This is a genomic window from Achromobacter sp. 2789STDY5608615 (assembly GCF_001298995.1).
Lineage (GTDB): Bacteria > Pseudomonadota > Gammaproteobacteria > Burkholderiales > Burkholderiaceae_B > Achromobacter > Achromobacter insuavis.
Genome location: NZ_CYTY01000005.1, coordinates 97,351 through 118,182 on the forward strand (window position 1 = coordinate 97,351; position 20,832 = coordinate 118,182).

Consider the following 20,832-nt stretch of genomic DNA (forward strand, 5'->3'; position numbering starts at 1 on the left):
CCCACGCCCACGGCAGACGTCGCCCGGCGACCGAATTCCAAGAATCCTATGCTCACCTTTCAGCAAATCATCCTTACGCTCCAGGAATACTGGGACAAGCAGGGTTGCGCCCTGCTGCAGCCCTACGACATGGAAGTCGGCGCCGGCACCTCGCACACCGCCACCTTCCTGCGGGCGATCGGCCCGGAGCCCTGGCGCGCGGCCTACGTGCAGCCCTCGCGCCGCCCCAAGGACGGCCGCTACGGCGAGAACCCCAACCGCCTGCAGCACTATTACCAGTACCAGGTGGTGCTGAAACCCGCGCCCCCGGAAATCCTGGACCTGTACATCGGTTCGCTCAAGGCGCTGGGCATCGACCCGACGCAGCACGACATCCGCTTCGTCGAGGACGACTGGGAAAACCCGACGCTGGGCGCCTGGGGCCTGGGCTGGGAAGTCTGGCTCAACGGCATGGAAGTGACCCAGTTCACCTACTTCCAGCAGGTCGGCGGCCTGGATTGCACCCCGACCACGGGCGAGATCACCTACGGCCTGGAACGCCTGGCCATGTACCTGCAGGACGTGCAGAGCGTGTACGACCTGGTCTGGACCGAAGGCGCCAACGGCCGCCGCGTGCTGTACCGCGACGTGTTCCACCAGAACGAAGTGGAACAGTCGACCTACAACTTCGAATATTCGTCGGCCGAGATGCTGTTCGCGCACTTCAACGACTACGAAGCCGAGGCCAAGCGCCTGATGGACGTGCCGCTGGCCCTGCCGGCCTATGAAGCCACGCTCAAGGCCGCCCACACCTTCAACATGCTGGACGCGCGCGGCGCGATCAGCGTCACCGAGCGCGCCGCCTATATCGGCCGCATCCGCAACCTGTCGCGCGCCGTCGCGCAGGCCTACTACGATTCCCGCGAACGACTGGGCTTTCCCATGCTGGGCCGCGACAAGGCCGCCGGGGAGGCTGCATAAATGACGACGAACATCCGCCCGCTGCTGGTCGAGCTGCTGACCGAAGAACTCCCGCCCAAGGCCCTGCAGAAGCTGGGCCAGGCTTTCGCCGAGGGCGTGCGCGCCACGCTGGCGCGCCACGGCCTGCTGGCCGACGGCTGCACCGTCGAGCCCTACGCCACGCCGCGCCGCCTGGCGGTGCGCCTGTCGGCCGTGCTGGCCCAGGCGCCCGACCAGGCCTACGCCGAAAAGCTGATGCCGGTGAAGATCGGCCTGACCGAAGACGGCAAGGCCACGCCGGCGCTGCAGAAGAAACTGGCCGCCAAGGGCCTGGAAAACATCGACCTGGCCACCCTGGAACGTGAGTCCGACGGCAAGCAGGATTACCTGGTCGCGCGCGGCACCGCGCCCGGCGCCGCGCTGGCCGCCGGCCTGCAGGAAGGCATCGACGCGGCCATCGACGGCCTGCCGATCCCCAAGGTCATGCGCTACCAGCTGGCCGACGGCGAAACCACCGTCAAGTTCGTGCGCCCGGCGCACGGCCTGATCGCGCTGTTCGGCGCCGACGTCGTTCCGGTCAGCGCCCTCGGCCTGACCGCCGGCCGCGAGACGCTGGGCCACCGCTACATGAGCGACGGCGCCATCGCCATCGCCGATGCCGACGCCTACGCCGCCACCCTGGCCGACAAGGGCCGCGTGGTGGCCTCGTTCGAAGGCCGCCGCGACGAGATCCAGCGCCAACTGCTGGACCACGCCGGCCGCCTGTCGGCCACGCCGGGCGACGACCCCGAAGTGGCCGCCCTGCTCGATGAAGTCACCGCCCTGGTCGAACACCCCACCGTCTACGTGGGCGAGTTCGAGGAACAGTTCCTGCAAGTGCCGCAGGAATGCCTGATCCTGACCATGCGCCTGAACCAGAAGTACTTCCCGCTGTTCGACCCGGCCAGCGGCCGCCTGACGCACCGCTTCCTGATCGTGAGCAACATGCACACGGACAACCCGGTGAACATCGTCGAAGGCAACCAGCGCGTGGTGCGCCCGCGCCTGGCCGACGCCCAGTTCTTCTTCGAGACCGACCGCAAGACGCCGCTGGCCGCGCGCGTCGAGCAACTGGGCTCGATCGTCTACCACAACAAGCTGGGCACCCAGCTCGAACGCGTCGAGCGCGTGCGCGCCATCGCCCGCGATGTGGCCGGCAAGCTGGGCGGCGACGTCGCCGCCGCCGACCGCGCCGCGCTGCTGGCCAAGGCCGACCTGGGCTCGAACATGGTGGGCGAGTTCCCCGAGCTGCAAGGCATCATGGGCGCCTACTACGCCGCCGGCGACGGCGAGCCGGACAGCGTCGTGCAGGCGCTGCGCACCCAGTACCGCAACCGTTACGACACGCCGGTCTCGCAGGACGGCCTGACCGCCGCCACGCTGTTCATCGCCGAACGCGCCGAGACCCTGGTCGGCATCTGGGCCATCGGCCTGGCGCCCACCGGCGAACGCGACCCGTTCGGCCTGCGCCGCGCCGCGCTGGGCCTGATCAGCGCCTTCGAGCAGCTGGCCGCCGGCGGCTGGCTCAAGCTCAACCAGGACGGTCCGCTGTCGCTGGACGGCCTGCTGGCCGCCACCGCCGCCACCTTCCCGGCCGGCAAGATCCCCGCCGACACGCTGGCCGAGGTGCGCGCCTTCATCTATGAGCGCTACCGCAACCAGCTGATCAACGACCACGACCGCAATGCGGTCGAGGCCGTCATCGCCCTGGCGCCGCCGCTGCACCAGGTGGCCGAGCGCGTGCGCGCCGCCGCCGCCTTCGCGCAGATGCCCGAGGCCGCCAGCCTGGCGGCCGCCAACAAGCGCATCGGCAACCTGCTCAAGAAGGCCGAGGGCGAGATCGGCGCGGTCAATGACGCCGCCCTGGTCGAGCCCGCCGAAAAGGCGCTGGCCGCCGCCATCGCCGCGCTGCGCCCGCAGGCCGAGGCGCAACTGGCAGCCGGCGACTTCGCCGCCAACCTGCGCACCCTGGCGCAGGCGCGCGAGCCGGTGGACGCCTTCTTCGCCGACATCATGGTCATGGCCGAAGACCCGGCGGTGCGCACCAACCGGCTGGCGCTGCTGGGCCAGCTGCACACCCTGATGAACCAGGTCGCTGACATTTCCAGGCTGGCACAGTGAAGCTCATCATCCTCGACCGCGACGGCGTCATCAACCAGGACAGCGACGCCTTCGTCAAAAGTCCCGACGAATGGATCGCCCTGCCCGGCAGCCTGCAGGCCATCGCCCGCCTGACCCAGGCGGACTGGACGGTGGTGGTCGCCACCAACCAGTCGGGCCTGGCCCGCGGCCTGTTCGACATGGACACGCTGACCGCCATCCACACCAAGATGCGGCGCGAGCTGGCCGCGGCCGGCGGCAGCGTCGACGCCGTCTTCATGTGCCCGCACGGCCCGGACGACGACTGCACCTGCCGCAAGCCGCGTCCCGGCATGTTCGAGCAGATCGGTCACCGCTATGACGTCGACCTGGCCGGCGTGCCGGCCGTGGGCGACTCGCTGCGCGACCTGCAGGCCTCCGCCGCCGCCGGCTGCTCGCCCTGGCTGGTGCTGACCGGCAACGGCAAGAAGACGCTGGCCAAGGGCGGCCTGCCCGACAACACCCGGGTCTGCGACGACCTGTCGGCCGTGGCCGACGCCCTGCTGCAGGACAACTGATGGCCCGGCTGCGCTCGTTCCTGTATTTCCTGTTCCTGGCCATCACGGTCATCCCGTACGCGTTCGCCTGCGTGCTGTGGGCGCCGCTGCCGCTGCACCTGCGCTACAAGCTCACGGTGGGCTGGCCGCGCCTGGCCATCTGGGGCGCCAAGGTGTTCTGCGGCATCCGCTGGCAGGTCAAGGGCTGGGAAAACCTGCCCGACGGCCCGGCGGTGCTGCTGTCCAAGCACCAGTCGGCCTGGGAGACCCTGTTCTTCCCGGCCTACATGCCGCGCGAGGTGTGCTTCGTCTACAAGAAGGAACTGCACATGGTGCCGTTCTTCGGCTGGGGCCTGGCGCTGCTGCGCATGATCGCCATCGACCGCGCCAAGGGCCGCGACGCCTTCGACCAGGTGGTCAAGCAGGGACAGGTCCGGCTGGACGAAGGCCGCTGGCCGCTGCTGTTCCCGGAAGGCACGCGCGTGCCGCCGGGCAAGACCGCGCGCTTCAAGATGGGCGGCGCGCTGCTGGCCTCGCGCACCGGCGCGGTGGTCATCCCGGTGGCGCACAATGCCGGCGAATGCTGGCGCCGCAACGCCTTCGTCAAATATCCGGGCATGGTTACGCTGTCCATCGGTCCCGCGATAGAATCGAAGGGAATCTCCCCCGAGGAACTGAACCAGAAAGTCCAGGACTGGATCGAAGGGGAAATGCGGCGTCTCAATCCAGAAAGGTATGCCCAGCACTGACCAGCTCGAACTCCTGTTCGACGTGCAAGACTCCGACGCGTCTGCCGACGCGTCGCCCTTGAGCGCGTCTCCCGCGCCACGCAAGGCGCCGGCGGCCACGCCGCCCGCGCCGCTGTTCCCTCCCCCTGCCTCCTCCGCGCCCAAGCCGGCCGGCGAACCGCTGCTGACGCTGTCGCCCAACGCCGCCGCGCGCGTGCCCACCCCCTGCCCCGATCCGCTGCCGCCCGGCGCGCGCTGGCGCGAGGTGGACACCGACCCGCAACCCATCGGCTTCGTGCTGCTGCGCTCGCGCCGCCGCAGCATCGGCTTCGTCATCACCGACGACGGCCTGCGCGTCACGGCGCCCAACTGGGTCACGCTGGCGCAGATCGACGACGCGGTGCGCGAGAAATCCCGCTGGATCGTCGCCAAGCTGCGCGAATGGCACACCCGCAAGCAGCAGCTGGCCATGGCGCACACGCGCTGGCAGGCCGGCGGCGAACTGCCCTACCTGGGCAAGCGCATCGTGCTGGGCGTGGGCGGCGACAGCCGCCAGACCCGCCTGTCGGGCGATGCCGAAGCGCCGGCCGATGGCGACACGCTGTGGCTGGCCCTGCCGGCCGATGCCGACCAGGGCCGCATCCGCGACGCCGCCCAGGCCTGGCTGCAGCAGCGCGCCGGCGCCTGGTTCGGCGCCCGGCTGGCGCACTTCCTGCAGATCAGCGGCCTGAAGATCCGCCGCTGGCGTCTGTCGTCGGCGGCCACGCGCTGGGGCTCGTGCACCAGCGACGGCAACATCATGCTGAACTGGCGCCTGATCCATTTCGCGCCCGCCATCATCGACTACGTCATCGCGCACGAACTGGCGCACCTGCGCGAAATGAACCACAGCCAGGACTTCTGGCGCGAAGTCGGCCAGATCCTGCCCGATTTCGAGGAAGCGAAGAACGTGCTGCGGCGCCACGACCCGGCCTCGCTGCCCCAATTCTAGGGTCGGTGCGCGACGCCCCCGCAACCAGCCCAGGGCCTGTTCACACGAAAAGAAGCCTCGCATGAGTACCCACGGAGACACACCATGCTTCTGCTGATTCCCGGCCCGGTCACGACCGATGCGCGGGTGAAGGCCGCCATGGCGCAGGACTATGCGCCCTGGGACAACGAATTCCGCGAACTGTACCACCAGGTCTGCGCCAGCGTGCTGCGCGTGGCCGAGGCCGACGCGGACGAGCACGTGGCGCTGGCGCTGCCGGGCTGCGGCCATTTCGCGGTGGAAGCCGCGATCCGCACCCTGGTGCCGCCCGGCGGCCGCCTGCTGGTGCCGTCCACCGGCGCCTACGCCGGCCGCCTGCAGAAGCTGGCCGCCGAGGCCGGCCGCGTCGCCGTGCCGCTGTACGTGGGCGTGCGCGACCGCGTCGATCCCCAGGCCGTGGCGCGGGCGCTGGAGCAGGACCCGAGCCTGACGCACGTGGCGCTGGTCTACAGCGAGACCGGCAGCGGCATCTGCCACGACGTGCCGGAACTGGCCCGCATCGCCCACGCGCTGGGACGCCGCGTCATCGTCGACGCGGTCTCGGCCTTCGGCGCGCTGCCGCTGGAAATGCGCGCCCTGCCGGCCGTGGACGCCGTGGTGCTGACCGCCAACAAGTGCCTGGAAGGCCTGCCCGGCGCCGCCTTCGTGGTGGGCCGCCGCGACAGCCTGGAGGCCGCGCGCGGCAACGCCGGCAGCTGGTCGCTGGACCTGGCCGACATCTACCAGCACACCCTGGCGCCCAATGCCGGCCCGCGCTTCACGCCGCCGGCGCCGACGCTGGCGGCGCTGGCCGTGGCGCTGGAGCTGTATCATCAGGAAGGCCGCGAAGCCCGGCTGGCGCGCTACACCGCCAACATGCGCACCCTCTACGACGGCGTGGCCGGCCTGGGGCTCAGCCCCTACCTGCCGCCCGCGCTGCAAGGCCCGATCGTCGTCAACGTGCATGCGCCCGACGCGCCGACCTGGAACCTGCAGCTGTTCGTGGACGCGCTCAAGCAGCGCGGCTTCGTGCTCAGCAATTTCACCAACACCGAACTGCCCACTTTCCGGGTGGGTTGCATCGGCGCCTTCGGGCCCGACCAGATGCGGCTTGCGGTCGACGCCATGGGCGGCGCGCTGCAAGACCTCGGCATAACCCGGGAGTCCGCCGGACACGTCCACGGCTTCCCGCCCCCCCCCCTCATCGCTTAAGGAATTCCACCATGCGTATGCTCCACACCATGCTGCGAGTCGGCAACCTCGACAAGTCCATCGACTTCTACACCAACGTGCTCGGCATGCGCGTCCTGCGCCGCAACGACTACCCCGACGGCAAGTTCACGCTGGCGTTCGTCGGCTACCAGGATGAATCCGAAGGCGCCGTGATCGAGCTGACCCACAACTGGGATACCGACAAGTACGACCTGGGCACCGGCTACGGCCACATCGCCCTGGAAGTCGACAACGCCTACGAAGCCTGTGACAAGGTCAAGGAACGCGGCGGCAAGGTCACCCGCGAGGCCGGCCCGATGAAGCACGGCACCACCGTGATCGCCTTCGTCGAGGACCCGGACGGCTACAAGATCGAATTCATCCAGAAGAAGGGACGAGTGGATTGAGGCCCCCACGCCGCGCTCACTACGTGAGCTAGCTGCCCCCCCCCCCGAGGGGGCGCTTTCCCCTTGGGGCGGCCCGGCGGGGAAAGCCCCCTTCTAACGACGGACCACTTTTTTTCCACCATCGCCATGATCCACTCCATCCTCAAAATGGGCGATCCCCGGCTGCTGCGCATCGCGCCGCCGGTCGAGCGCTTCGATACCCCCGAACTGCACGCCCTGATCGAAGACATGTTCGAGACCATGGCGGCGGCGCAAGGGGTGGGCCTGGCCGCGCCGCAGATCGGCGTGGACCTGCAGCTGGTCATCTTCGGCTTCGATCGCAACGAGCGCTATCCCGACGCGCCGGCGGTGCCGCAGACGATCCTGTGCAACCCGGTCATCACGCCGCTGTCCGACGACATGGAAGACGGCTGGGAAGGCTGCCTGTCGGTGCCGGGGCTGCGCGGCCTGGTGCCGCGCTATCGCCACATCCGCTACCAGGGCAAGGATCCCTACGGCCGTGACATCGACCGCGAGGCCGAGGGCTTCCACGCCCGCGTGGTGCAGCATGAATGCGACCACCTGATCGGCCGACTCTATCCTTCCCGGATCCAGGATTTCTCGAAGTTCGGCTTCACCGAAATCCTGTTCCCGGGCATGGACCCGAATCAGGACGACTGATCGTCCCGCGGCGACAATTCCTCGGGCGCGAAATCGTCTACCTGCAGCACGCGCGACACGATCGCCTCGGCCTCTTCGAGTTGCGCGGCCTGCGTCGCCGTGATGGCGCCGTGCCGGTGCGCCTCGCGCCAATCGCGCACGCCCGACTGGCGCAGCCGGTCGCGGATCGGCTGCACCGCGTCCACCAGGGCGAAGGCGCGGGTCAGCAGCGCCAGCGGATCGGCATCGCCCTGGCCGCCGCTGCCTGACACGCGCTGCAGGTCGGCCGCCAGCCGCACATGGGTCGGCGACGGCTTGAGCAGCAGTTCCGCGCATTCGCGGCTGAGCGCATCGCCCGGCCCCTTGGCCAGCCGCAACGGCAGGATGGCCGCGCGCAGCGCCCAGGCCAGCGGCCGGCCCGGCAGGTTCGACAGCACCTGGTCCATGCGCTTCTCGATCTCGGCATAGCCCTGTTCCATGCACCAGCGCACCAGCGGCAGATCGTCGTGCTTGCGCCCTTCGTCCTCCCAGCGCTTGAGCACGGCCGACAGCAGGTACAGCTCGGCCAGGATGTCGCCCAGCCGCGCCGAGATCATCTCGCGGCGCTTGAGGCCGCCGCCCAGCCGCGCCAGCGTGGCGTCGGCCAGCAGCGCGAAGCCGGCCGCATAGCGGCCCAGCCGGCGGTAATGGCCGGCGGTGGGACCGGACACCGGCGACGGCGCCAGCACGCCGCCGGTCCAGGCGCGGCCGATGGCGCGCAGCGTGTTCATGCCGGTATGGCGCAGGTGGCGCCAGAACACGTCATGGAACACTTCCATGCCGCGCTCTTCATCGGGATTGCCCAGCGCCAGGATCTCCGGCATCAGGTAGGGATGGGCGCGGATCGCGCCCTGGCCGAAGATGATCAGGTTGCGCGTCAGGATGTTGGCGCCCTCGACCGTGATGGCGATGGGCACCGCCCGGTACAGCGCGCCCAGGTAGTTGCTGGGTCCGTCGATCACCGCGCGGCCGGCATGCACGTCCATGGCGTCGTTGACCGACACCCGCATGCGCTCGGTGGCGTGGTATTTCATGATGCCCGACACCACCGCCGGCTTCACGCCCTGGTTCAGCGCCGCGCAGGTCAGGCGCCGGGCCGCTTCCACCAGGTAGGCATTGCCCGCCAGGCTGGCGAGCTTTTCCTGCACGCCTTCGAATTTGCCGACGGGGATGCCGAACTGTTCGCGCACCCGCGCGTACATGCCGGTGGCGTGCGCGCTCATCACGCACGCCGCGGCCGACAGCGACGGCAGTGAAATGCCGCGCCCCGCCGCCAGCGCGCTCATCAGCATCTGCCAGCCATGGCCGGCGCGCTCGACGCCGCCGATCAGCGCGTCCAGCGGCACGAACACGTCGCGGCCACGATTGGGTCCGTTCTGGAACACCTGCATCGCTGGCAGGTGGCGGCGGCCGATCTCGACGCCCGGCGCGTCGGTCGGCACCAGCGCCACGGAAATGCCGATGTCGCGCGCCTCGCCCAGGATGCCGTCGGGGTCCGACATCTTGAACGCCAGCCCCAGCACCGTGGCCACCGGCCCCAGCGTGATGTAGCGCTTGTGCCAGTTCAGGCGCACGCCGATCAGCTCGCGGCCGTCCACCACCTGGCGGCAGACCACGCCGGTATCGACCATGGAGGCGGCATCCGAGCCGGCCTCGGGACTGGTCAGGCCGAAGCACGGCACCTCGCGGCCGTCGGCCAGGCGCGGCAGCCAGTAGTCGCGCTGGGCCTGGGTGCCGAACTGCATCAGCAGCTCGCCCGGCCCCAGCGAGTTGGGCACCATGACCGTGACGCCGGCGGTGATCGAATAGGCCGAGATACGCCGCACCACCTCGGAATGCGCGTAGGGCGAGAACCCCAGGCCGCCGTGGCGCTTGGGAATGATCATGCCGAAGAAGCGCTGCGCCTTCAGAAAGGCCCAGACCTCGGGCGGCAGGTCGCGCCGATGCCAGGTGATGTCCCATTCGTCCAGCATGGCGCACAACTGCGCCACCGGGCCGTCGATGAAGCGTTGTTCCTCCGGCGTCAGGGCGGCCGCGGGCACGTCCAGCAGCTTGCGCCAGTCGGGATTGCCGGTGAACAGGTCGGCTTCCCACCAGGTGTCGCCGGCCTCGATGGCCTCGCGTTCGGTGGCCGAGAGCGGCGGCATCGCGTTGCGCGCCCAGCGGTACGCGGGTTCGGAGATGCGGCGCCGGCGCCATGCGTTGAAATCCATGAGCTCCCCTCTCGTTCGATGCCACTGGGCATATCAGGGCAAAGTACCAGAATTGGGCCATCGGGGCCAAACCCCACCGGTCCGACTCTGCGACAATGGGCCTCCCCGCGCTGGTGCGCAATCCAATCGCTATCCGGGCACACACCGCATGCTGAACAAACTCTGGCTGGGCTTCTTCCTGACTGCCGCCGCGGCCGCGCTATACCGCTGGCTGGCCATCGGCGACCCGGACGTGTTCCGCGCCATGGTCGCCAGCCTGTTCGACATGGCGCGGATGTCGGTCGAGGTGATGGTGCTACTGTTCGGCACGCTGACGCTGTGGCTGGGGTTCCTGCGCATCGCCGAGGGCGCCGGGCTGGTGGAACGGCTGGCGCGGCTGCTGGGGCCGCTGTTCGCGCGCTTGATGCCCGAGGTGCCGCGCAACCACCCCGCGATCGGCTTGATCACGCTCAACTTCGCCGCCAACGGCCTGGGGCTGGACAATGCCGCCACGCCCATCGGCCTGCGCGCCATGCGCGAACTGCAATCGCTCAACCCCAGGCCCGACACCGCCAGCAACGCCCAGATCCTGTTCCTGGTGCTCAACGCCTCGTCGCTGACGCTGCTGCCGGTGACGCTGTTCATGTTCCGCGCGCAGCAGGGCGCGCCCGACCCCACCCTGGTGTTCCTGCCGATCCTGCTGGCCACCAGCGCGTCGACGCTGGCCGGTTTCCTGGTGGTGGCGGCATGCCAGCGCCTGCGCCTGATCGATCCCGTCGTGATGCTGTGGCTGGGCGGCGCGGCGCTGGTCATGGGCGGCTTCATGGCGCTGCTGGCCAGCATGTCGGCCAGCGCCATCGCCGCGCTGTCGTCGCTGATGGGCAACCTGGCCCTGTTCGGCATCCTGCTGGCCTTCCTCATCGTCGGCGCCTGGAAGAAGGTGCCGGTCTACGAGGCCTTCATCGAAGGCGCCAAGGAAGGCTTCGACATCGCCAAGAGCCTGCTGCCCTATCTGGTGGCGATGCTGTGCGCGGTCGGCGTGCTGCGGGCCTCGGGCGCGCTGGATTTCCTGCTCGACGGCATCCGCTGGCTGGCCGCCAATGCCGGCTGGGACACGCGCTTCGTCGACGCGCTGCCGACCGCGCTGGTCAAGCCGTTCTCGGGCAGCGCGGCGCGCGCCATGATGCTCGAGACCATGACACACTTCGGCGTGGACAGTTTCCCCGCGCTGCTGGCCGCGGTGGTGCAAGGCAGCACCGAAACCACCTTCTACGTGCTGGCGGTGTATTTCGGCTCGGTCGGCATCCTGCGCGCGCGCCATGCGGTGGGTTGCGCGCTGGTGGCCGACCTGGCCGGCGTGCTGGCGGCCATCGGCGTGTGCTACTGGTTCTTCGGCTGAACGGCGCGCGAAGCCTGCTTGCAGGCCCGGCGCGCCACGGGACCGCTCAATCCACCAGCAGGATCTTCATGCCGTTGGTGCCGCCGCTGTCGCGGTAGAAGTCGCCCTTGGTCAGGATGACCCAGTCGCCCTCTTTCACCAGATTGCGCTTCTTCAGTTCGTCGATGGCGGCGTTGCTGAGGTCGGCCGGCTCGTAGTCCGACGGCGCGAACGGAATGGTGTAGACGCCGCGGAACATCGTCACGCGGTTCTGCGTGATGCTGTGCGGGCTGTAGCAGTAGATCGGCACGCCCGAGCGGATGCGCGACATGATCAGCGGCGTATGGCCGCTTTCGGTCAGCGCGATGATGGCCTTGACGCCCGGGAAATGGTTGGCCGCGTACATGGCCGCCAGCGCGATGGTTTCGTCGCAGCGCGTGAAGGTCTCGCCCAGGCGGTGATGCGACTGCGTGCTGGTGGGATGCTTTTCCGCGCCCAGGCAGGCGCGCGCCATGGCCTGCACCGTCTCGACCGGATAAGCGCCCGACGCGCTTTCCGCCGACAGCATCACCGCGTCGGTGTAGTCCAGCACCGCGTTGGCCACGTCCGACACTTCGGCGCGCGTCGGGATCGGGCTGGAGATCATCGACTCCATCATCTGGGTCGCGGTGATCACCACCTTGTTCAGGGTGCGGGCGTGCTGGATGATGCGCTTCTGGATGCCGACCAATTCTGCGTCGCCCACTTCCACGCCCAGGTCGCCGCGCGCCACCATCACGCCGTCGCTGGCGCGGATCAGCGCGTCCAGCGCTTCGTCGTCGGCCACCGCTTCGGCGCGTTCGATCTTGGCGATGATCCAGGCTTCGCTGCCGGCGGCGCGCAGCAGTTCGCGCGCCTCGTCGATGTCGCTGCCATAGCGCGGGAACGACACCGCCACGAAGTCCAGCTGCATTTCAGCGGCCAGCTTGATGTCGACGCGGTCTTTGTCGGTCAGGCTCGGCGCCGACAGGCCGCCGCCGCGGCGGTTGATGCCCTTGTTGTTGGACAGCGGGCCGCCGACCGTGACGGTGGTGTGGACCTCGTCGCCCTCGACGCGGTCGACCACCAGCACCACGCGGCCGTCGTCGAGCAGCAGCTCGTCGCCGACGCGGCAGTCCGTCACCAGCTCGGGATAGTCGATGCCGACGATGCTGGCCGTGCCGGCCTCTTTCGGATGCACGCGCGACAGCGTGAACGGCTGGCCCACCTGCAGCTGCACCAGCTTGTCGGTGAAGCGCGCGATGCGGATCTTGGGGCCCTGCAGGTCGCCCATGATGGCGACGAAGCGGCCCTGCCGCGCGGCGCTCTCGCGCACCAGGCGGGCGCGCTCGCGATGGTCGTCGGCGCTGCCGTGCGAGAAGTTCAGCCGCGCCACGTCCAGGCCGGCCTTGATCATGGCGTCGATGCGTTCCGGCGTCGACGTCGAGGGCCCCAGGGTGGCGACAATTTTGGTGCGGCGCAATACAGGCATGGCGATCCACTCTCACATGAACAACGAAAGCGCTATGGTACGACGGCGGCGGACACGCGGGTATCATGATCGACATCCCGTCCCCAACGAACCGTGGCAGGCCTCGTGAAAATCGTCATCGCACCCGACTCTTTCAAGGAAAGCGTTTCCGCGCCGGACGCGGCCGCGGCCATCGCCCGCGGCGTCAAGGCCGCCTGCCCCGGGGCGCAGACCGTCTGCATCCCGATGGCCGACGGCGGCGAAGGCACGGTCGAGGCGGTGCTGGCGGCCGCCGGCGGCCAGGCGCGCGAGCGCACCGTCAACGACGCGCTGGGCCACAAGGTCGACGCCGTGTGGGGCCTGCTCGAAGACGGCACTGCCATCATCGAGATGGCCGCGGCCGCCGGGCTGGAACTGATCGCGCCGGCCAAGCGCGACCCGATGCGCGCCAGCAGCCATGGCGTGGGCGAGCTGATCCTCGCGGCGCTGGACGCCGGCGCCGAACGCATCATCCTGGGCCTGGGCGGCTCCGCCACCAATGACGGCGGCGCCGGCATGTTGACCGCGCTGGGCCTGCGCCTGCTCGACCAGGACGGCCACAGCCTGCCGCCGGGCGGCGGCGCGCTGGGGCAGTTGGCCAGCATCGACCCGCGCGGCCTCGATCCGCGGCTGGCGAAGACGCGCATCGTCATCGCCTCCGACGTCGACAACCCGCTGTGCGGACCGCAGGGCGCCTCCCACATCTTCGGTCCGCAGAAAGGCGCCACGCCCGAACAGGTGCTGGCGCTGGACGCCATGCTCGGCCACTTCGCCGACGTCTGTGCGCGCCAGCTGGGCAGCGATCGCCGCGATGACGCCGGCGCGGGCGCGGCCGGCGGTCTCGGCTTCGCCGCCAAGACCTTCCTGAACGCGCACTTCCGCCCCGGCGTCGAGATCGTCGCCGAACTCGGCGGCCTGGCGCAGGCCATGGAGGGCGCCACGCTCGCCTTCACCGGCGAAGGCCGCATGGACGCGCAGACCCTGCGCGGCAAGACGCCCGCGGGCGTGGCCCGCATCGCGCACCAGGCCGGCGTGCCGGTGGTGGCGCTGGCCGGCTCGCTGGGCGAAGGCTACGAAGCGCTCCACGCGGGCGGCATCAGCGCCGCCTTCAGCCTGGCGCCGGGTCCCATCACGTTGCAACAGGCCCTGGCCGATGCCGAGCGGCTGCTGCACGATCGCGCCCGCGACGTGATGCAACTGTGGATGGCGGCGCAGAAGCGCATGCTGTAGCCACGGCACAACGCGGCGCCACAAAAAAAAGCCCGCTCGACGCGGGCTTTTTTTTGGGGATTGCGGCATCAACCGCGCTGCAGCACGCCGGCCTCGACCAGCGCGTCCGACAGACGGATGTAGCGGTCCACCGAGATATCCTCGGCGCGCGCGGTGGGCGCGATGTCCAGCGCTTCCCAGGGCACCTGCGGCGCCCAGTCGGCCAGCACTCGGCGCAGCATCTTGCGGCGCTGCGAGAAGGCGCGGGCCACCACGGTCTCGAAGGCGCGCGCGCTGACCGGGCGCAGGCGTTCGGCCGGCAGCGGCACCATGCGCACGATAGCCGACACCACCTTGGGCGGCGGATCGAACGCCTCGGGCGGCACGTCGAACAGCTTGTGCATGCGATAGCGCGACTGCAGCATCACGGACAGGCGGCTGAAATCGCCGCTGCCGGGTTGCGCCACCATGCGGTCGATCACTTCCCGCTGCAGCATGAAATGCTGGTCGCGGACATGATCGGCCCAGGTCATCAGGTGAAACAGCAGCGGACTGGAGATGTTGTAGGGCAGGTTGCCCACCACCCGCAGCCCGGCGCCGAACTGCGAGAAATCCACCGTCAGCGCGTCGGCCTCGACCACGGTCAGGCGGCCTTCCTCGAACTGCTTGCGCAGGCGCGCCGCCAGATCGCGGTCGATCTCGACCGCGGTCAGGTGATCGAGCCGCTCGAGCAGCGGCCGCGTCAGCGCCGACAGGCCCGGACCGATCTCGACCACGGTATCGCCGCGGGCGGGGTTGACCGCCCGCACGATCGACTCGACCACGCTCTCGTCGGTCAGGAAGTTCTGGCCAAAGCGCTTGCGCGCCTGGTGTTGAGACATGAAAAGCCCGGGCTGCGATCAGCGGTTGTTCTGGTTGATACGGTCCTGCTTCTCGAGACGGTTATCCACGTACGCCTGGGCGCGCAGCTGGTCCAGCCAATCTTCGAAAGCGGGTTGGGCGCGGCGCTCGAACAGGGTCTGGCGGGCCTTCATGCGGGCCAGGTCGTCGGTGGCGTCGTGCTGGCGGCGCTCTTCGACCTGGATCAGGTGCCAGCCGAACGGCGTCTGGATGGGTTGGCTGATCTCGCCCGGCTTGAGCGCGTTCATCGCGGCCTCGAACGGCGGCACGGTTTCGCCCGGGTTGAGCCAACCCAGGTCGCCGCCCTGCGGCGCGGTCGCGTCCTGCGAGTACTGGCGCGCCATGTCGGCGAACTTGGCGTCGCCGGCCACCAGGCGCTGACGCACCTGTTCGAGGCGTTGGCGGGCCTGCTCGTCGCTCATGACGGTCGAGGTCTTGATCAGGATGTGGCGCGCATGCGTCTGCATCACTTCGACCGGACCCTGCGGCGCCTGGGCCTGGGGTTGCGGACGCGGCTGCGGCGCGGGCGCCGGTGCGGGCGCGCGGGCGGTGCGGCTGGGCGCCGGTTGCGCGGTGCCGCGGTCCATCACCTTGAGGATGTGGAAGCCGTTGCCGCTCTGGAGCAGCGTCGAGACCTGGCCCTTCTGCAGGTTGCCGATGGCCTTGGCGAACAGGTCGGGCCAGCCGTCCAGCGGACGCACGCCCATGACGCCGCCCTGCAGGGCTTCGGGGCCGTCCGAGTTGGCGGCCGCCAGGCTGGCGAAATCATCGCCGCGCTTGGCGCGCGCCAGCAGGTCCTCGGCCTTCTTGCGCAACGCGGCCAGCTGGTCGGGCGACGAGCCTTCCGGCACGCGCACCAGGATCTGCGCCACGGCGTAAAGCATCGGGCCGGCCGGCGCGGCGGCCTGCTCGGGCGCGGCTTCCGGCTGCGGTTGCGGCTGGGCCTGCTGCGCCGACTGGGGCGCGGCGGCGAACGCCGGATTGCGGCGCTGGTCCTTCAGGAAGGCGTCGACCTCGGCGTCGGAAATGACGATGTTGGAGTCGACCGCACGCTGGCGCAGGCGATCGGAACGGATCTCGTCCTTCAGGGACTTGCGGTAGCTGTCCCAGGTCGTGCCGGACTTCTCGATTTCCTGGCGCAGTTGCGCCGCACTGATCTTGTTGCGCTCGGCGATGGTCTTGATGGCTTGATCGACCTGGGCATCGTCGACGCGGATGCCGAGACGATCGGCCTCGTGACGCTGCACCCGTTCCATGATAAGCCGCTGCAGCACCTGGTGCTGCAGGGTCTTGTCGTCGGGCACCTGGATGCCGCGCGCCTTCAGCTCACCGGCAATACGCAGCGACGCGTCGCGCAATTCGCGCAGGGTGATCACGTCCTTGTCGACCACGGCCGCAATGCCGTCGACGAACTGCTCTCCGGCGACGGGCGGCGCGGCTTTCTGCGCGGCCGGCGCATTCTTGGCGCCCTTGCCATTCGGCTCGGCCGCGTGCGCGGCGGAGAAAGCGGCGCAAACGGCCAGCAACAGCGCGTTGCCGGAGAAGCGACGCAAAGAGTGCAACCTACGCATCATTCATACCTTTCAAATGTGGTCCCGGCAGGCACAGGCGGGGTGATGCGCGAGTAACCGGGGATACTTCTGTTCAGCAGGTTCATCGGATCGGTTCCCAGGGAACCCAGTCCGGTCAGCTCCAGCTGGAAGAACAGCGCCGTGTTGGCGTCAGTGGCGGACACAGCGTAGCGCTGGAACACCATCCGGCCGACCCAGCAGCAATCGCCCTTGTATTCGAGGCCGGCGATGGCCTGCGTGATACGCGGGGAATCGGTGGTGCCGCTGACCGTGCTGGACGGGCCATTGCGCAGCGAGTAATCGACGCGGCCCACGCCATACCAGCGCTTGGTGAACGGCCATTGCACGGCCAGGCTGATCTGGTTCTGGCCTTGCGGCTGGTAGGCCACGCCGGTCTGCGGGTCGCGCTGGTAACGATAGGCCAGCGCCACCGTGGTCAGGCGCTGCGGCGACCAGCGGCCGCTGAGCAACGTGCGCGACCAGCGGTTGTCATAGGGGTTGTACTGCGCCGCCACGTCAGTCGTGAACGTGTCGGTCAGCGCGGCGCTGGCGCCCACCAGGAAGTCGGAACGCACGTTCTCGCGCGGCGTCTCGCCCGGCAGCGTCACTTGCTGGTCAGCGAAGTACAGCCGCTGCGCCACCGCCAGTGACGCGCGCTCGAAGCCGGTGGAGGCGTCGAGCCAGCGCGTCGTCAGCGCGGCAGTCAACTGGTTGGCGTTGGAAATACGGTCCCAGCCACCGGTATAGATATTCTCGTCGAACGCCTGCGAGAAGCTGAAGTCGGACAGGGAGGTGTCGTAAACCGGAATTTTTGACTGATCGCGGTACGGCACTCGCAAGTAGTACAACCGCGGCTCCAGGGTCTGCGTCGATGCCTTGCCGAACAGCGTAGTGTCCCGTTCGAAGATCAGCCCGGTATCAAGCGACATAATCGGCACCGTACGCGACTGAGAGCGTGGGTAGCCAAAAGCCGTGCCTGCATTTGCCGTCCCCGAGTTCAGGCCAAGCCAATCACCGCTGTACCAATTAGTTTGATATTGGGTGTAGTTCACCCCGACCTTAGGCACAACAAACCAACCTGGGCGAACGATCGGATACGACACCGAGGGATAGCTCTGCAGACGGTCCCCGTTGGGACCATTGCGCCGGCCTAGCAGCAAAGGCTTGCTAAAGCGCACCGCCGTGGACGTCCAATCCACGTCGAAACCACCCCAGTCGTAGCGCGCGCCGCGCAGATAAATTTCCGGTTCTTTGTCGTAAGGCGGCGTCAGCAGTGCATCCGGATCTTGCAAGGTCTGATATTTGTAGACTTGAGCGTACGCGCTCCAGTAGGTCGACCCCCAGCCCACCCGCGCACGCTGAGGCAGATAGGTTGTGGAGGCCTGATTCAGACCCAATTGGGAAATATCCCGGAAATAGTTGTCGTCCGAGACCTTGGCGACATCCCAATCGGCGTAGAACCCATTCGAGAGCAACTGCTGATGACGCCACCAGTACATCCAGCGGTTCTCACCGGTAATGGTGTCGTTGGGCAGAAAGGCACCGTACAGACTGCCGGTGGAGTTCGGCAGGAGATAGCGGAATTCGCCCCCCATCTGCAGCCCCCGCTTGGAGAAGTAACGCGGCTGGATCGTGGCATCGTAGTTCGGCGCCAGGTTCAGGTAGTACGGCAGCGAGAAGTCGAAACCGCCCTTGCTGGTGGTGCCGTACGTCGGCATCAGGAAACCCGACTTGCGTTCCTTCTTGACCGGGAAGGTCATGTAGGGCGATGCCAGGATCGGCACGTCCTTGAAATACAGCACGCCGTTGCGGGCCACGCCTTCGTTTTCGTCGAAGTCGATGTCGACCGTCTTGGCCTTGATGTACCACGACGGCGTCTCGCACGAGCAGCCGCTGTAGGTGACCGTATGCAGCCGCATCTGCGACTTGCTGAAGATGTCGGCGTGTTCGGCCACGGCGAAACCGCCGGTGGCGCCCAGCCAGAAATTCGGTTTCTCGACTTCGCCGGAATACTTGTCGACGTTGAACTTGGCGTTGGGGCCGGTGACCAGGGTGCCGTCGCGCATCATGCGCGCGTTGCCCTGCACGTCCACCTCGCCGGTGTCCTTGCGGTAATTGATCCGGTCGCCCTTGATGACGCCGTCGATGCGGCGCACCTGGGCCGCGCCGGTCAGGGTCAGGTCGGAATCCGGATCCCCCTCGATGGTGTCCGCTTCCATATAGGCGGGGATGTTCCCGTCGGGCAGGCGGTGCACCCGCAGCCCGGGGGACGTGCGCAGCTCAGGGGCCGCGGTGATCGACGTCGACGAGGGAGCCGAACCTTGGCTGCCCTGGGCCTGAACGGCCCCGGCGACGCTGATAGCAGATAGGATCAACCACCGAACCTTGCGCACGAGTGAAAACAGCCCTTTTTGACGATGGGGGAACCAGGCAAGGGCGCCCGGCAAGGGCCCATGCTAACGGAAACGAGCCGGTATTATAGAGAAGCCGCGCCAGACGCCCAGCCTTATGTGCGCGCAACCCAATTTTCCGCAATCTTGCCCTTCTGACACGGATCTTCCTTGAAAAACGATCATGACCCCCGCCTGGAGCAGATCCGCGCCTGGCTGCAAGGCCTGCCCGCCGCCCTGGGACTGGCGGTGGACAGCCTGCGCCCCGCTTCCGCCGACGCCAGTTTCCGCCGCTATTTCCGCCTGGACGCCGCCGGCCGCACCCTGATCGTGATGGACGCGCCGCCCCAGCATGAGGACTGCCGCCCGTTCCTGCACGTGGACCAGTTGCTGCGCGACGCCGGCCTGAACGTGCCCGACGTGATCGCGCAGGACCTCGACCAGGGCCTGCTGCTGCTGTCCGACCTGGGCGAGCAGACCTATTACCAGCGCATCCAGGACGGCGTGGACGACGCCCGCCTGCAATCGATGTACCGCGACGCCCTGGCGGCGCTGGTGCGCCTGCAGCAGGCCCGGACCACCGGCCTGGCCCGGTACGACACCGGGCGGCTGGCCGACGAACTCAAGCTGTTCCCCGAGTGGTACGTGCAGAAGCACCATGGCGCCACGCTCGACGACAAGACCGCGCAGGCCCTGGAAAAAATCTTCGCGCTGCTCTCGGCCAGCAACGGCAACCAGCCCACCGTGCTGGTGCACCGCGATTACCACTCGCCCAACCTGATGGTCTGCGACCAGCCGCAATACGGCCCCAATCCCGGCGTCATCGACTTCCAGGACGCCCTGGCCGGCCCCATCACCTACGACCTGGCGTCGCTGGTGACGGACGCCCGCACCACCTGGGAAGAGCCGCAACAGCTCGACTGGGCCATCCGCTACTGGGAAATGGCGCGCGCCGCCGGCCTGCCGGTCGACGCCGACTTCGCCGAATTCCATCGCGCCTATGAGTGGATGGGCCTGCAGCGCAACCTGCGGATCCTGGGCGTCTTCGCCCGCCTGAACCACCGCGACGGCAAGGCCCACTACCTGGCCCACATGCCCCGCGTGAACGGCTACGTGCGTCAGGTGGCGCAGCGCTATGGCGTCTTCACGCCCCTGCTGCGCCTGCTGGACCAGCTCGACGACCGGCAGGTCAGCGTCGGATACACCTTCTGATGCGGGCCATGATCCTTGCCGCGGGCCGCGGCGAACGCATGCGCCCGCTGACCGACCGCCTGCCCAAGCCGCTGCTGCCAGTGGGCGGCAAGCCCCTGATCGCCTGGCACCTGGAACGGCTGGCCGCGGCCGGCTTCCAGGACGTAGTCATCAACCACGCCTGGCTCGGCCACGAGATCGAGCGCGCGCTGGGCGACGGCGCGGCCTTCGGCCTGCGGATCCGCTACTCGCCCGAGGCCACCGCCCTGGAAACCGCCGGCGGCATCGCCCAGGCGCTGCCGCTGCTGGGGCCTGACCCGTTCCTGGTGATCAACGGCGACATCTGGTGCGACTGGGATCCCGCCGCCGCGCCGGCCCTGGCGGCCGCGCTGCCGCCCGCCGGCGCCTGGCTGCTGATGGCCGACAACCCGCCGCAGCACCCGGATGGCGATTTCACCCTCACGGCCGACGGCCGGGTCGAGGACGGCGGCGAGGCCCGTTTGACCTTTTCCGGCATCGGCGTCTACCATCCCATGCTGTTCGCGGACATTGCCCGCGGCACCGCCGCGCGGCTCGCGCCCCTGCTCCGGCAAGCCATGGAACAGGACCGCGTCCGCGGCGCCCGCCACGCCGGCCGATGGGCCGACATCGGCACCCCCCCAGCGGCTGGCCGACCTCGACGCCGAACTCCGTGCCGGCGCGCGGTGAGGCCCGACCAATGCCCACATATTTCACAATATCAAGGTGCGCAACGAGGCTTGTCCGCGCGCCCATCGCCCCGGGTTAACCGGGTATTCTCTGACGCTTTGGCCAGTGCGCGCTGCG

16 protein-coding genes and 1 pseudogene are annotated in these 20,832 nt (G+C 68.7%); 12 read left to right on the top strand and 5 right to left on the bottom strand.

Annotated elements, in window-relative coordinates:
* Positions 1-48: 48 nt before the first annotated feature.
* The 8 genes from glyQ to def all read left to right on the top strand — a co-directional run bounded on the left by glyQ (position 49) and on the right by def (position 7,630).
* Positions 49-960 (top strand): glycine--tRNA ligase subunit alpha, encoded by a 912-nt coding sequence (gene glyQ, locus AOZ49_RS05975; RefSeq protein WP_006388861.1) that lies wholly within the window; start codon positions 49-51, stop codon positions 958-960.
* Positions 961-3,099 (top strand): glycine--tRNA ligase subunit beta, encoded by a 2,139-nt coding sequence (gene glyS, locus AOZ49_RS05980; protein WP_054474608.1) that lies wholly within the window; start codon positions 961-963, stop codon positions 3,097-3,099.
* Positions 3,096-3,635 carry a D-glycero-beta-D-manno-heptose 1,7-bisphosphate 7-phosphatase gene (gene gmhB, locus AOZ49_RS05985; protein ID WP_054474609.1) on the top strand — a complete coding sequence of 180 codons (540 nt, stop codon included), beginning with the start codon at positions 3,096-3,098 and terminating at the stop codon, positions 3,633-3,635. The genes glyS and gmhB overlap by 4 nt, the downstream gene beginning before the upstream one ends.
* On the top strand, positions 3,635-4,363 hold the full coding sequence (locus tag AOZ49_RS05990; protein ID WP_054474610.1) for a lysophospholipid acyltransferase family protein: 729 nt from the start codon (positions 3,635-3,637) through the stop codon (positions 4,361-4,363). The genes gmhB and AOZ49_RS05990 overlap by 1 nt, the downstream gene beginning before the upstream one ends.
* Positions 4,350-5,333 carry a M48 family metallopeptidase gene (locus AOZ49_RS05995; protein ID WP_156333493.1) on the top strand — a complete coding sequence of 328 codons (984 nt, stop codon included), beginning with the start codon at positions 4,350-4,352 and terminating at the stop codon, positions 5,331-5,333. Before AOZ49_RS05990 ends, AOZ49_RS05995 begins: the two co-directional genes overlap by 14 nt.
* Before the next feature lie 84 nt (positions 5,334-5,417).
* Positions 5,418-6,563 carry a 2-aminoethylphosphonate--pyruvate transaminase gene (locus tag AOZ49_RS06000; RefSeq protein ID WP_054474611.1) on the top strand — a complete coding sequence of 382 codons (1,146 nt, stop codon included), beginning with the start codon at positions 5,418-5,420 and terminating at the stop codon, positions 6,561-6,563.
* An 11-nt stretch (positions 6,564-6,574) separates the two neighbouring features.
* Complete coding sequence (gloA, locus tag AOZ49_RS06005) at positions 6,575-6,970, top strand: lactoylglutathione lyase (RefSeq protein WP_006388855.1); 396 nt, start codon at positions 6,575-6,577, stop codon at positions 6,968-6,970.
* A 126-nt stretch (positions 6,971-7,096) separates the two neighbouring features.
* Positions 7,097-7,630, top strand: a complete 534-nt coding sequence (gene def, locus AOZ49_RS06010; protein WP_054433561.1) for a peptide deformylase — start codon at positions 7,097-7,099, stop codon at positions 7,628-7,630.
* Here def and AOZ49_RS06015 read toward each other — a convergent pair.
* The gene (locus tag AOZ49_RS06015; protein ID WP_054474612.1) at positions 7,618-9,861 is read right to left on the bottom strand and encodes an acyl-CoA dehydrogenase; all 2,244 of its coding nucleotides are present in this window, start codon (positions 9,859-9,861) and stop codon (positions 7,618-7,620) included. The genes def and AOZ49_RS06015 overlap by 13 nt on opposite strands.
* 148 nt (positions 9,862-10,009) lie before the next feature.
* Between AOZ49_RS06015 and AOZ49_RS06020 the strand changes: the two genes are divergently transcribed.
* Positions 10,010-11,239, top strand: a complete 1,230-nt coding sequence (locus tag AOZ49_RS06020; RefSeq protein WP_054474613.1) for a nucleoside recognition domain-containing protein — start codon at positions 10,010-10,012, stop codon at positions 11,237-11,239.
* A 46-nt stretch (positions 11,240-11,285) separates the two neighbouring features.
* Here AOZ49_RS06020 and pyk read toward each other — a convergent pair whose 3' ends face one another.
* Positions 11,286-12,728, bottom strand: coding sequence for a pyruvate kinase (gene pyk / locus AOZ49_RS06025; RefSeq protein WP_054474614.1), 1,443 nt, complete (start codon positions 12,726-12,728; stop codon positions 11,286-11,288).
* A gap of 105 nt (positions 12,729-12,833) precedes the next feature.
* On the opposite strand from pyk, the gene AOZ49_RS06030 reads away from it, so the two are divergent.
* Complete coding sequence (locus AOZ49_RS06030; protein WP_054474615.1) at positions 12,834-13,976, top strand: glycerate kinase; 1,143 nt, start codon at positions 12,834-12,836, stop codon at positions 13,974-13,976.
* Positions 13,977-14,044: 68 nt separating this feature from the next.
* Here AOZ49_RS06030 and rsmA read toward each other — a convergent pair whose 3' ends face one another.
* From rsmA to AOZ49_RS06045, 3 genes are read right to left on the bottom strand one after another with little or no spacing between them, the layout of a single operon-like run.
* Positions 14,045-14,836 carry a 16S rRNA (adenine(1518)-N(6)/adenine(1519)-N(6))-dimethyltransferase RsmA gene (gene rsmA, locus AOZ49_RS06035; protein ID WP_054433556.1) on the bottom strand — a complete coding sequence of 264 codons (792 nt, stop codon included), beginning with the start codon at positions 14,834-14,836 and terminating at the stop codon, positions 14,045-14,047.
* A gap of 18 nt (positions 14,837-14,854) precedes the next feature.
* Entirely contained in the window at positions 14,855-16,429 is a 1,575-nt protein-coding gene (locus tag AOZ49_RS06040) for a peptidylprolyl isomerase (protein ID WP_054474616.1), read from the bottom strand.
* Positions 16,426-18,819, bottom strand: a complete 2,394-nt coding sequence (locus AOZ49_RS06045) for an LPS-assembly protein LptD (RefSeq protein ID WP_054474617.1) — start codon at positions 18,817-18,819, stop codon at positions 16,426-16,428. The genes AOZ49_RS06040 and AOZ49_RS06045 overlap by 4 nt, the downstream gene beginning before the upstream one ends.
* A 168-nt stretch (positions 18,820-18,987) precedes the next feature.
* Here AOZ49_RS06045 and AOZ49_RS06050 point away from each other — a divergent pair, with 168 nt between their 5' ends.
* Entirely contained in the window at positions 18,988-20,028 is a 1,041-nt protein-coding gene (locus AOZ49_RS06050; protein WP_054433553.1) for an aminoglycoside phosphotransferase family protein, read from the top strand.
* Positions 20,028-20,715 (top strand): annotated as a pseudogene (murU, locus tag AOZ49_RS06055) (N-acetylmuramate alpha-1-phosphate uridylyltransferase MurU). Before AOZ49_RS06050 ends, murU begins: the two are co-directional and overlap by 1 nt.
* The last annotated feature ends 117 nt before the right edge of the window (positions 20,716-20,832 follow it).

Excerpts from the sequence above, each read along its gene's own strand:
- glyQ (WP_006388861.1), top strand. The coding sequence starts at position 49 with ATGCTCACCTTTCAGCAAATCATCCTTACGCTCCAGGAATACTGGGAC.
- glyS (WP_054474608.1), top strand. The coding sequence starts at position 961 with ATGACGACGAACATCCGCCCGCTGCTGGTCGAGCTGCTGACCGAAGAA.
- AOZ49_RS05990 (WP_054474610.1), top strand. The coding sequence starts at position 3,635 with ATGGCCCGGCTGCGCTCGTTCCTGTATTTCCTGTTCCTGGCCATCACG.
- AOZ49_RS05995 (WP_156333493.1), top strand. The coding sequence starts at position 4,350 with ATGCCCAGCACTGACCAGCTCGAACTCCTGTTCGACGTGCAAGACTCC.
- AOZ49_RS06000 (WP_054474611.1), top strand. The coding sequence starts at position 5,418 with ATGCTTCTGCTGATTCCCGGCCCGGTCACGACCGATGCGCGGGTGAAG.
- gloA (WP_006388855.1), top strand. The coding sequence starts at position 6,575 with ATGCGTATGCTCCACACCATGCTGCGAGTCGGCAACCTCGACAAGTCC.
- def (WP_054433561.1), top strand. The coding sequence starts at position 7,097 with ATGATCCACTCCATCCTCAAAATGGGCGATCCCCGGCTGCTGCGCATC.
- AOZ49_RS06015 (WP_054474612.1), bottom strand. The coding sequence starts at position 9,861 with ATGGATTTCAACGCATGGCGCCGGCGCCGCATCTCCGAACCCGCGTAC.
- AOZ49_RS06020 (WP_054474613.1), top strand. The coding sequence starts at position 10,010 with ATGCTGAACAAACTCTGGCTGGGCTTCTTCCTGACTGCCGCCGCGGCC.
- pyk (WP_054474614.1), bottom strand. The coding sequence starts at position 12,728 with ATGCCTGTATTGCGCCGCACCAAAATTGTCGCCACCCTGGGGCCCTCG.
- rsmA (WP_054433556.1), bottom strand. The coding sequence starts at position 14,836 with ATGTCTCAACACCAGGCGCGCAAGCGCTTTGGCCAGAACTTCCTGACC.
- AOZ49_RS06040 (WP_054474616.1), bottom strand. The coding sequence starts at position 16,429 with ATGATGCGTAGGTTGCACTCTTTGCGTCGCTTCTCCGGCAACGCGCTG.